Annotated in this window: 8 protein-coding genes and 1 pseudogene; 1 reads left to right on the top strand and 8 read right to left on the bottom strand. The window is 60.6% G+C overall.

Going from position 1 to position 11,539, the window contains the following annotated elements:
• Positions 1-40: 40 nt before the first annotated feature.
• The 3 genes and pseudogenes from ACZ9AQ_RS23735 to ACZ9AQ_RS23725 all read right to left on the bottom strand — a co-directional run.
• Positions 41-1,144 carry a S8/S53 family peptidase gene (locus ACZ9AQ_RS23735; protein ID WP_429207218.1) on the bottom strand — a complete coding sequence of 368 codons (1,104 nt, stop codon included), beginning with the start codon at positions 1,142-1,144 and terminating at the stop codon, positions 41-43.
• Positions 1,145-1,150: 6 nt separating this feature from the next.
• Positions 1,151-2,236, bottom strand: coding sequence for an AAA family ATPase (locus ACZ9AQ_RS23730; RefSeq protein ID WP_005670918.1), 1,086 nt, complete (start codon positions 2,234-2,236; stop codon positions 1,151-1,153).
• Between the two features lie 366 nt (positions 2,237-2,602).
• Positions 2,603-2,836 (bottom strand): annotated as a pseudogene (locus ACZ9AQ_RS23725) (IS6 family transposase); the annotation flags it as partial.
• Positions 2,837-3,004: 168 nt separating this feature from the next.
• On the opposite strand from ACZ9AQ_RS23725, the gene ACZ9AQ_RS23720 reads away from it, so the two are divergent.
• Positions 3,005-3,142: a hypothetical protein gene (locus tag ACZ9AQ_RS23720; protein WP_429207216.1), complete on the top strand. Its 138-nt coding sequence runs from the start codon at positions 3,005-3,007 to the stop codon at positions 3,140-3,142.
• Between the two features lie 296 nt (positions 3,143-3,438).
• On the opposite strand, the gene ACZ9AQ_RS23715 is transcribed toward ACZ9AQ_RS23720, so the two are convergent.
• From ACZ9AQ_RS23715 to ACZ9AQ_RS23695, 5 genes are all read right to left on the bottom strand, one after another.
• Positions 3,439-3,882, bottom strand: coding sequence for a hypothetical protein (locus ACZ9AQ_RS23715; protein ID WP_184236228.1), 444 nt, complete (start codon positions 3,880-3,882; stop codon positions 3,439-3,441).
• 220 nt (positions 3,883-4,102) lie between these two features.
• Positions 4,103-7,270, bottom strand: coding sequence for an efflux RND transporter permease subunit (locus tag ACZ9AQ_RS23710; RefSeq protein ID WP_005670908.1), 3,168 nt, complete (start codon positions 7,268-7,270; stop codon positions 4,103-4,105).
• Entirely contained in the window at positions 7,267-8,856 is a 1,590-nt protein-coding gene (locus tag ACZ9AQ_RS23705; protein ID WP_005670907.1) for an efflux RND transporter periplasmic adaptor subunit, read from the bottom strand. The genes ACZ9AQ_RS23710 and ACZ9AQ_RS23705 overlap by 4 nt, the downstream gene beginning before the upstream one ends.
• A complete protein-coding gene (locus tag ACZ9AQ_RS23700; protein ID WP_005670905.1) occupies positions 8,853-10,169 on the bottom strand; it encodes a TolC family protein in 1,317 nt (438 codons plus the stop codon). Before ACZ9AQ_RS23700 ends, ACZ9AQ_RS23705 begins: the two co-directional genes overlap by 4 nt.
• 63 nt (positions 10,170-10,232) lie before the next feature.
• Positions 10,233-10,562, bottom strand: coding sequence for a hypothetical protein (locus tag ACZ9AQ_RS23695; protein ID WP_005670903.1), 330 nt, complete (start codon positions 10,560-10,562; stop codon positions 10,233-10,235).
• Positions 10,563-11,539: the final 977 nt, after the last annotated feature.

Genomic DNA, 11,539 nt, shown 5'->3' with positions numbered 1-11,539 from the left:
GGGGTTTCATCATGACGGCACTCGCTGGCTTGGTTCGATGTCAGGATTTTACCCAGCCGCAGGCGTCTCGGCCGAGGTTTTTAGAGGTGGCCTTATCGGAAAGCTGCAACGACGGGCTGATGCAGCGGTAGTGATGCACGTCTGCATAAGGGCGCGGGAACTGCTCGCTATCTTCGTCAAGTGGTCCGAACAGCAGAGCGCTGGTCACACCGTTGCCATGATTGAGATAGGCCGCCGAGGTCGTCTCTGCACCTGGCAAGATTGTCTCTTGTACCCACCGGCCCAGGTCGGTGTGACCGATGCCGCCGTCGAACACTGCAACCTTCAGCTTGGTGTCGATCGCCGGCTGCTCAGTTAAAGCAGGCGCGACGACGCTCGAGCTACGCATGTCCCTGCCGCCGATACGTAATGACGGCATCACCCGCACCGCCCGCACAAATTGGAACGCTGCCAGATCCTGCGCTTTAGCGGCCGCCAGGCGCACTGGAATGAATGTCAGGGCAGATACGCTCAGCGCACGTGATACTTCAGCTGTTCCACCTAGCGAGGCGACGTAGGATGCGAACGCTTTGATGATGTCGGCATCTTCGACAGCGGCATGCAGGACAACCTCAAGAGAGGCCAGCGCTTGATCCGAATTCCTGGCGAAGTTCTTGTCCGCAGCGCTGAACTCCTCCAGGAGTTCGAATCGACAGAGTGCCTTCTGCTGCGTTTCGGAAATCTCTTCCGAAAAAAGCATTCTCTTCAACTTACTGAATGCTACCTCGGTACCTGCGACATACAAAGCTGCGGTGAAGGTCGCTTCACCTGCACGTTGGCGGCTGCTTGCGACGTCGCGCGGCACTACGCGAGCTGAGCGACTTCCCACGCAACGCAAGCCGCTTGCCTTGAGCAGGTTATTGGGATGATGTGTTTTAGCGAGGAAGGCAGGATGTAACGTAAACCTGGCAACGGACTCGCCGCGAGGCTTGAGCGCCGGCGGCTGTGCATGATGGGTGTGCAATAACAGATCAAGTTGCTTGCCCAAGAATTCTCGCTGCTGCGCGATGTTATACGGGTACTTTTTAAGTCCCGATCCGCGCTTGAGCGTGAAAGGCTGCGTGAGCGTCTCGCCGTATCCCAAAATGATGTTCGTTGCCGCCATTCCTGATTACTCCCCGAGGTAACGTTTGATGACACTGCTCACTGTAGGATGGGTTTTCCCCAGCCGAGATGCGATTTCCCGTCGCGATAGGCCTTCCAGATGCAACAGAAGCATCTCGCCTTCATGCGGTTTAACCATGTCGCCTTTTCTCATCCTGAGCTGCAAGGCATTCTTGACCAGAATCGGTACGAGCGCCGATTGCTCGAGGAGGGCGGTTTTACGAGACGAATGGATGAGGTGGCCGATCGAGCTGAACGATTCCCCGTGCAGCAGGGCAGCCAGATTCCGGCGGATGTTCTCGCCCATCGGCAGATCCTGCAAATACTCCACAATCAACTCCGGTGAAGGGGGCTCGAACTGGACGACGTGATCGAACCGGCGCCACACTGCAGGGTCGAGGAGTTCACCGTGATTCGTTGCCGCAATTAACAGCGAGTTCGCTGGCCAGTCGTCGAGGGCCTGCAAGAGCACGTTGACCAAGCGCTTGAGTTCGCCGACATCGCTGTCGTCATCGCGCCGCTTTGCGATCGCGTCGAACTCATCGAGTAGCAAGACGCATGGTCGAGAGATTGCATGATCGAACACAGCGCGTACATTGTTGCCAGTTTTCCCAAGATAGCTGCTCATGACCGTCGCCAGATTCAACGTCAGCAGAGGCAACTTGAGTTCTTGTGCCAACCAGTGCGCAGCAAGCGTCTTGCCGACGCCAGGCTTGCCGCAAAATAGCAACATCCTTGCCGGCGCCAAGCCTTCCTGCATTAGCAGTTCGAGGCTGCGCCATTCTTTCATCACGCCTGACAGCACGCCGTCAACCGTGTTGCTAAAGACAGGCCGTTTTGGCAAAACCACTGGGAAGATGGTTTCTACAAGCTCCATTCGCGAATCGGCATCTACTGGCGTCGGGACGAAGTCCCCGGCGCCGCGCATGACATTGTCAACAGAGAGGAACTGCGCAAGCTCTTGGGCTAGCGCCAAGTCGGTTTGTTTAAGCTTTGAAGCAAACCGGCCAACTGCGAGCGCGAACGCGCTACGCGAACCGGTCATTCCCGATTGAACCACCTTCACCAACTCTTTTCTCGGGAAACTTTCCATGACAATCCTTATCAATCAACTAGTTACGACACTTGGAAAATCTCTATGCGTCGATTTTATACGAATCTTTCCACCAAAGCCATAATTTTTACCGTACCTGGGACGGGACGGTGTGGCGGGCGAACTAGTGCGGGAGCCGTGATGGAATCAGCCGACATAATGATAATAATGTCTGATGCGTGTCAGCACGTGAGCAGGTAAAGAAGGCCATCGAAGGCTGCTAGAACAAATGATGAATCGCCACCGCTTGGACGGTGGCGCAATGAAATCAGAATGTGGCAGGCACATGCACGGGCAGGTACACATCGGGCATATCGCGCGTTACCCCGACGCGTACCGATACGCTGAGGTTGCGATTGTCGCGCAGTCCATACACCAACGGCTGCCGATCGGACGTTTGTGCTTGCGAGCCATTTTCTCGATGAGTAGGAGGAAGGGAATCGCCCACCGATTGATGATTGAATGGTCAACCCATACGCCGCGCTCTTCCATCACTTCTCCAATGTGCAGGTAGCTCAGCGGGTAAGCCGCATATTAACGGATGCGCACCAGGATGACGCCGATCAGGAAACGCATTCCTTCGAAGTGGAGCCTGGTCATCGTTCACAGGCTTGGGCGTAAAAGTCTACCCGATCCCAGTGGCGGTTCCGTTAATTCGACAGAACCGTATATAACCCCCGAGTTCCTGCTCACACGAACTCTCTCTCCTTAACGATCTGCGTAGTAAACTTTCCGAACGATGATGTAATCGCGTTCTTCGACCAGGTTGTGGCGCAGCTGCACGAGGTCCCACGAATCGTCTTGATTGACAACGCCAGCATCCACAAGGGCGACCATATAAACAAGAAGCGGAGCCAGTGGGCCAAGGATGGCTTGTATCTGCCCTATAGCCCTGAACTCAATTGAATCGAGATTTTGTGGAAGCGCGCCAACCATTACTGGCGCCGCTTCGTTGCCAAGAACGGCACAGATCTGCTTGATGAGGTTCAGTCCTTGATGAGCGGCTTCGGGAGCAAACTCACGATGAATTTTGGGTGACTACTTAGCGTTAACTACCAGACAGGCGCCCTTAGCGTTCGTAGTGCTTCGGAAACAGTTTGTGGACGCTACAGCAACGTGGGTAGTGCATGCCACGGAAGAGGTCAGTGGCTTCAAGAATCGGCGGCACTTCTCGGAACAGCACGATGCCATGGCAAGCAAAACTATTGAAGCCAATATCCGTTTCGCTTCACATTGAACTGGTAGAGGTCGATCTCTTGCCGGGTAATAGCTGAGTCCGATGTGACGGACAGTGTCGAGTCGTAGCCGATCGCCCCCGCCGCGGGGCTAGGGACGCCGTCTTTTGGAACCTCTACGCCGAAGAAATTGAGCGAGAAGCCCTGATTGTCTCTGCGGCACGCTATCGTAAAGCGCCCGAGGTAGCTGCCTGAGAGGTAGCTTTTCGCAAAGGTGCTGCCGCTGATGTCGCGCGTTTCGCCGTCGACCGCCAAAGTCATCTTGCCGCGCTGCTCGGTGAGCTTGAGTTCACGGTCTTGGCACTTACCCTCAAGTATCGAACGCTCGATCTGCGGGACGTGGTAACTGTCGTCCGAGCTTACGATAACGGTAGTAGTCAAGGCGGCGGCAAACAACAAGGCTGTAAGCATGAACGGAGTCCCAGGGTTGTGCGTGATCGATTATTGCATCACCGAGAGGCGTCGACAATCACAGATGTTTCATTCGGAACCAGTATACCGGTTGCGTTGACCAAATAGCAAATCCGTGCTTTCCAGGACGCCAGCGGACGACGGGATCTTGCAGTGATTCAGCCCGGTACGCGTCCCATGCACAGGGCCGCGCACCGGCACTACCTACAGTTTCATATCCTTAGTTGTGATCTCCCGATGAGGCACCAACATTGCGCGCTTCATGCAGGGAGCGTTCGTGTAACAGACGCCACGCTGCCGGGATGACGAACAAGGACAGCAGCGGTGCAGTGACCATTCCGCCGATCATCGGCGCCGCAATGCGCTGCATGACTTCTGAGCCGGCCGCGCTTCCGAACATGATGGGAAGCAGCCCGGCCACGATGACTGCAACCGTCATCGCCTTGGGACGTACCCGCAGGAGCGCACCTTCCGTGATCGCTTCCATCACCAGTTCGCTGGTCAAAGCACGCCCGGCATCGAGCCGGCTCTGGAGCGCATTGCGCAGATAGACCTGCATGACGACACCAAACTCTGCCGCGAGCCCTGCGAGCGCGATAAACCCGACCGCAGTTGCAACGGACACGGCGTGGCCAAGCAGCCAGACCAGCCAGAACCCGCCGACGAGTGCGAACGGCACGGTCGCCATCAGAAGGAGCGCTTCCGCCGTGGAGCGGAAGGCCAGGTATAGCAATAGGAAGATGACCAGCAAGGTAAGCGGGACGACGGTCTTCAAGCGCTCGGAAGCGCGCTCGAGATATTCGAACTGTCCCGACCAGCCGACGGAATAACCCGGCGGCAGCGTGACCTTTTCCCGGACGCGCTCCTGCATTGCGCGAACGGCAGTCAAAAGGTCGACACCGCGGACATCGACATACACCCAACCGGACAGGCGCGCGTTTTCGCTGCGGATCATCGGAGGCCCGTCCATCACGACAATCGTCGTCACGTCGCCTAGGCGGATCTGCGCGCCCCGCGCGGTGACGACCGGCAGTTCGCGCAAGGCCTGAACCGAATCGCGGTAGTCCTGCGGATAGCGCACGTTGATCGGGAAGCGCTGCCGCCCGTCGACGACTTCGCCCACGTTGTCGCCACCGATCGCCGTCGATACGACCGTCTGGATGTCGGCCACGCTCATGCCATAGCGCGCGGCGCGCAGCCGGTCGATGGTCACGTCGATATAGCGGCCGCCGCTGAGCCGTTCGGCAAGCGCGGAGCTGACGCCGGGGACCGTCTTGACGGCGGCTTCGATGGCCGTCGTCACCTTATCGATCTGGCCCAGGTCCGGCCCGGAAACCTTGATGCCTACCGGCGTCTTGATACCGGTGGAGAGCATGTCGATGCGGTTGCGGATCGGCGGCACCCACACGTTCGATAGCCCAGGCACCTTCACGATGCGGTCAAGCTCCTCCACCAGCTTTTCGGTGGTCATACCCGGCCGCCACTGGTCCTTCGGCTTGAACTGGATCGTCGTTTCGAACATTTCCATCGGCGCCGGGTCGGTCGCGGTCTCCGCGCGACCCGCCTTGCCGAAAACGGTCGCCACCTCGGGCACTGTCTTGATCAAGCGGTCGGTCTGCTGCAACAATTCGCTTGCCTTTGCGGCGGACAGGCCTGGCAGGGCCGAGGGCATGTAGAGGAGGTCGCCCTCGTTCAGGGGCGGCAGGAACTCGCCGCCCAGCCGCGAGATAGGGATGGCCGTCAGCAGAAGCGCGATCATGGCGATACCCAGCGTGGTTTTCGGGTGCCGGAGACTGGCGTCGAGCAGCGGGCGGTAACCCTTGATGAGCAGGCGATTGATCGGGTTGGCGGACTCCTTCGGGATCCGGCCCCGGATGAGATAGCCCATCAGTACAGGAACCAGGGTAATGGCCAGTCCGGCGGCCGCCGCAAGCGTGTACGTCTTGGTGTAGGCAAGTGGCGAGAACAGCTTGCCCTCCTGGGCTTCGAGCGCGAACACGGGGATGAAGGAGAGGGTCACGATCAGGAGCGAAAAGAACAGTGCCGGCCCGACTTCGACCGATGCCTGGGCAATGATTTCCCAGCGGGTCCTGGCGTCGGGCGCGCTGGCCGCGTTGGTTTCCGCATAGCTCTCGAGGTGCTTGTGGACGTTCTCGACCAGGACGAGCGCGGCATCGGTAGCGGCGCCTACGGCGATCGCGATGCCCCCAAGTGACATGATGTTCGCATTGACACCCTGGTAGCGCATGACGATGAATGCCGCCAGCACGCACAAGGGCAGGGTGAGCACGGCCACGAGCGCGCTACGCACATGGAACAGGAAGACCGCGCACACGATCGCGACTACGATGAACTCTTCAACGAGCTTGCTCCCCAGGTTCGCCACCGATGCCGAGATCAGCGTCGACCGGTCATAGGTCGTGACGATCTCCACACCTTCCGGGAGCGAATGCTTGAGCGTTTCGAGCCTGGCCTTGACGGCGTCGATGGTGTCGAGTGCGTTCTTCCCGGACCGCATGATCACGACGCCGCCGGCGACCTCGCCCTGGCCATTGAGCTCGGCGATACCGCGCCGCATCTCGGGCCCCAGGCGCACCGAGGCGACGTCCCCCAGTAGGACCGGCGTGCCGGCTTCGTTCGCGTTCAAGACGATGTTGCGGAAGTCCTCCAGAGAACGTAGGTAGCCGTGCGAGCGGACCATGTACTCGGTTTCCGCGATTTCGACGACGGAGCCTCCGGATTCCTGGTTGGCCTGAGCGACCGCATCGAGCACCCAGGTGTGTGACATGCCGAACGCGCGCAAGCGGTCCGGGTCGAGGACGATCTGGTATTGCCGGACCATGCCGCCGATGCTGGCGACTTCCGCGACGTCGCGCACCGTCCTGAGCTCGAACTTCACGAACCAGTCGTTGAGGGCGCGCAGCTGGCTGAGGTCGTGCCGGCCGGTCCTGTCGACCAGCGCATACTCGAATACCCAGCCGACGCCGGTACCGTCGGGTCCCAGTTCGGCCCGCACGCCGGCGGGAAGGCGGTTCTGTACCTGGTTGACGTATTCCGTCACACGCGAGCGCGCCCAGTACAGGTCGGTCGCGTCATCGAACAGCACGTAGACGAACGAGTCGCCGAAGAAGGAGTACCCCCGCACCGAGGTCGCTCCGGGCACGGACAGCAGGGCAGTGGTCAATGGATACGTCACCTGGTCTTCGACCAGCTGCGGCGCTTTGCCGGGAAACTGGGCGCGAATGATGACCTGGGTGTCGGAAAGGTCGGGCAGGGCGTCGAGCGAGGTCGTGCGCAGCGAGTGGACGCCCCATGCCGCTAGCAGGGCGGCGGCAAGGAGAACCCAGACCCGGGCGGCGATCGACGCGCGGATGATGCGCGCGATCATTGCTTGCCGTCCTTCGCTACCACGACCCGCTTGAGCAGGTAGCCATCGGCACCCTCGACAAAGTCGAATTCGACGGTCTGGCCAGCCTGGATGTCCTTGAATGCATCAGGCGCAGGCTTCATGAAATCCATCGTCATGGGCGGCCATTGCAGTGTCGGGACGGGCCCGTGCGACAGCGTGATGGCATCTTCCGAGACCTGCTCCACCTTGCCGACCGCCGTATGTACCATTGCCGCTTTGCCTGGCTTGTCTGGCTGTGCAGCGGCGTTCGGCGACTTCTTCATGGCGTCCATACGGTTGGGTGCAGGCGTCTGGGCCCCGCCGCCATTGGTGGGTGCCGCCGGCATTTCACTTTCGAACTTGGGGAGGACCGATTTCAGGTTCGCTTCGGAATCGATCAGGAACTGCCCCGAGATGACGACTTTCTGGCCTTCGTCCACGCCGCTCAGGATCTCGGTGTCATTCCCGATCTCGCGGCCGGTTGTCACGACCACAGGACGCAGGCTGTCGCCCTGAGCGACCAGTACGATGGAACGTGTACCCGATGCGATCACGGCCTCGGTCGGAACCATCAGGCGCGGCTGTGCTGCAGCAGCGCTCAGCCGGACGCGCATCAGCATGCCAGGCATCAGTGATGCGTCGCGGTTGTCCAGTTCGATGCGGGCCTGGGCAGTCCGGGTAGCGGCGTTCACGCCTGGCAGGATTTCACGCACCTTGCCTTCATAGGTTTGCCGGGCATTGCCTTCCGCCGTCGCGCTCACCCGCATGCCGGCTCGAGCGGAGCCGATCAGGGCTTCCGGCACCTCGGCAAGCAGCCAGACGGTTTGCATGCCGACTACCTTGGCGATGGTCATGCCCGGTGTTACCTGGGCGCCTTCACGCACCCCGAGTTCGCTGACGACCCCGGAAACGGGGGAGGTGAGCAGCTGGTGCGTCTGCACACGCCCGGTACGCTCCAGCTCCGCGACAAGAGAGTCGGGGATCGAGAGTGCGCGCATGCGCTGGCGAGCGGCGGAGGCAAGCGCTGTGTCGCCGCCCCGTCTGAGCGCAAGATACTCCTCCTGGGGGGCGATCCATTCCGGGACGAATACCGAAGCGACGGACTGACCGCGCTTGATCTGCTGGAGTGGCGTGCGAACGTGAAGCCTGTCGATGTAGCCGGCGGTACGACTCTGGATGACCTCCTCGCGGCTGGCATCGAACTGGGTCGTGCCGACCAGATCGAGCGACTCGGTGACTACCTCGCGCCGCACGGTCGCGAACCGGATACCGAGATTCTGCTGGAGGGTCGGCGAGATCCTGACCCCGGTCGTTTCACCGCCGTCGGCGTACACCGGGACCAGCTGCATGTCCATGAACGGGCTTTTCCCGGGCTTGTCGAAGCGTTTTCCGGGAACCATCGGATCGTGCCAATACAGGACGCGCCTGCCCGGATCCGATGGGGAGGCGGTGGCCGGCGCGCTCCTGTCGCCGTGTCCGCCGGAGCCGCCTGGAGACCTGTTCGCGCCCAGCCAGTAGCCCCCATACCCGATCAGGGCACCCGCAGCAGTAAGGATCAGAGTCTTCGTTGCAAGGGAGCGCTTCATTTGCCAGTCCTCCCGGCACTTGCCAAGTCCTGCGGAAGCAGGCGCAGTTCCAGTCCCGCCCACACCAGTGCGGCCTCCAGCTCGAGCGCATTAACCTGCAGCCTGCGCGCGAGAGCGGCACGCCGGGCTTTGAATACCGAGGTCAGCGTTCCCATCCCGCCGCGATAGTCGGCCAGCGCGGTCTCGACCTGCCGTGCCGCCGTCGGCAGCAGTTCCTTCTCGAGCCGGGCGATGCGGCGCTTCAGGCTCTCGAGCTGCCCCAACTGGGCCTCGATAGCCGACCGTGTCTCGAGCAAAGCCTCCTCGTACTCCAGCCTTGCCCGTGTGCCCAGTTCGGCTTTCTCCGCGATCTCGCGGTCCTGGCGCTGCGCCCGGTGGATGGTCAAGGGGATGCTGACGCCAAACGAAACCATGTTTGAAAACTGTCCGCCGCGCTGGGCGAAGCCGGCTTCGAATGACCAGTCGGGCCGGCTTTCTTGTACGGCCGCGCCCGCGTCGGCGTCGGCCAGGTCGACGGCGCGGCGTGCGCCGAGGATGGCCGGATGCATGCTTTCCAGGTTCGACATCGCCAAGCGGGTTGCCGCAGTGTCCAGATTCGGCCCCTCATCAGACACGGCCCTGGAGTCGGTGCGGGTCCAGCGGCGCAGCTGGAGGAGCGCGGTCTGCAGGTCCTGCTCGGCCGCATCGACGTCGTCGCCGCTGAGCACGAGCTCGGCTCTTGCCTGAAGGACGTCGCTGGCCGAGGCCTTGGCCCCGCGATGCGATGCCTGGAGGGCCGAAAGTTCGCTTTCCATTTCGTGCGCAATCGACCTGGACAGGCCGACCGCTCGCTGCTTGTACAGCACGGTCAGCCACGCTTTTCCGGTCTCGACACGGATATTCGCGACCTTGTCGAGATGCGCCGCCTCGGCGGCCTCGACCGTGCGGCGTGCCACCTGCGTCCGGGCCTCCCGCTTGCCGCGGGAAACCCATTGCTGTTCGATGCCGATCCGGCGCATTGTCATGAAATCGGCTTTGGGGCGGAAGCGGTCCGGGCCCGTTACGGGCAGGTTATCGATGCCCAGTTTCAGGGTAGGGTCGGGCAACTGGTCCGCGCGCGCGGCAGCATGCTCGCTTGAGGCGACCGAGGCCTGTGCCGCCTTTGCTGAGGACGAAACGGACGTTGCAAGTGCCAGGGCTTCGTTCAGGGAAAGCCCAACGGGGGCAGCAGATGCGCCCCTCGGAACAAGTAGGAACAAGGCCACGACCAGAGCGTGGCCAAGGCGTGCGGGCTTGGCCGGCACGCCATGACGTGACATGAGATAAGAATACATACATCCTCCGCGAATGAAAACGAGCGCCGGCAACTGGCCGGGCACATGCCAGACGGGAGGTGGTCAGACTCGGATACGCAGAGTTCGCAGGTAGGGCGGGTCAGCGTCCGGCGCGGGGAGGTCGCCGAGCCAGGGCAGGGAGACCGCAAGCGTCGAGACGGGTGCGACGATCCGAACGAGGCCGGCGGGAGACAGCAGGCTCAGCGCAGGAGCCGGGTTATGGTGGTCGACGGACGCCTTGGTGTCAGCCGAGAACTCGGCACAATGGACGGGGCGCTCCATGTCCATGCCGGCGCAGAGCTCCCCATCCATCATCTGCATGGGCGCCTGCTTGCCGACTATCTCCGGGCACACGTACGATGCCATCGCCATGCCCGACGTCATGAAGGTCATGACGAGGAGAAGTGCAATGCATCTGAACAGTGCGGGGAAGGAGCGTCGCATCGGGTTTGGAAAGGTAACGGCGGTCCGTGACATTCTAGCCGTATTTCACAGCTTGATACGTGAGACGGATGAAGAAAAGTCTCACTTCTTAACTAGGCAGCCGACTAGTCGTGATCTTCGCTTAACACGGATGTGGCCTTCCCCCACCTCGCTCGAATGTTACCTATGCGGCCCTCCAGCAATGCTCAACGCTACATGCAGAATGCCGCGCGAAGGGAATAGACGACCGCAACGTCTCGTTCGACGATTTCAAGGTGTAACGCGACCGCAGTAGGGAACGTTGTGTTTACCTTGCGTGTTCGCTTAGGCAAGTACCGATTGACTCAAAGCAGCTTTACATCGCATTCGAACAAGTGGCCCGTCGAGTGTGGCGTGCTTGGTGCCCGTGCGAAACGTGTGGAATGGTGTTCGATGACCATGCTAAGGTTGCCATATGCACCACCGGTTAAAAACCTTCTTGCTTTGCCTATTGTTCGTGACCCTGCCGATACAGAGTATCGCCGGGGTCGCGCAGTTCGCTTGTAGCATGGCGCATCATCAAGTTGACCCCGACAGCGCTCAACAAGTTGTATATCCCACGCCTGAAATCTCGGCGAACCTTAGTGATATCGTCACCTCTGGAGACGACGCTGCGTCTGGCGATTGTGAGCGCATGCGTAGTCACAAGGGCGCGAATTGCGGAACATGTTCCGGGTGCTGTATTGGTAGCTATGCGCCTCCACCAGTTTTCAGCCTCGCTGCTGTGCAAGATTCGGCTGTAACTGCCAAGCCAAAAGCCACTTTCTCCTTCACTGGTCATTTCCCGCCACGGCTGGAGCGACCGCCACGATGTGAATCGCCACGACTATCGTAGACACTCCTGAGCCATAATATCGGGCACAAGGAGAAGATATGAGCGGTAAGCGGTACACAGAGGAATTCAAGAT

The sequence above is a fragment of the Massilia sp. UYP34 genome (assembly GCF_056279385.1).
This window is presented reverse-complemented; position numbering and strand designations above follow the sequence as displayed.

Coding starts and splice junctions, on each gene's coding strand:
- ACZ9AQ_RS23710 (WP_005670908.1), bottom strand. CDS start 7,270: ATGATCGCGCGCATCATCCGCGCGTCGATCGCCGCCCGGGTCTGGGTT.
- ACZ9AQ_RS23735 (WP_429207218.1), bottom strand. CDS start 1,144: ATGGCGGCAACGAACATCATTTTGGGATACGGCGAGACGCTCACGCAG.
- ACZ9AQ_RS23715 (WP_184236228.1), bottom strand. CDS start 3,882: ATGCTTACAGCCTTGTTGTTTGCCGCCGCCTTGACTACTACCGTTATC.
- ACZ9AQ_RS23730 (WP_005670918.1), bottom strand. CDS start 2,236: ATGGAAAGTTTCCCGAGAAAAGAGTTGGTGAAGGTGGTTCAATCGGGA.
- ACZ9AQ_RS23695 (WP_005670903.1), bottom strand. CDS start 10,562: ATGACCTTCATGACGTCGGGCATGGCGATGGCATCGTACGTGTGCCCG.
- ACZ9AQ_RS23700 (WP_005670905.1), bottom strand. CDS start 10,169: ATGTATTCTTATCTCATGTCACGTCATGGCGTGCCGGCCAAGCCCGCA.
- ACZ9AQ_RS23705 (WP_005670907.1), bottom strand. CDS start 8,856: ATGAAGCGCTCCCTTGCAACGAAGACTCTGATCCTTACTGCTGCGGGT.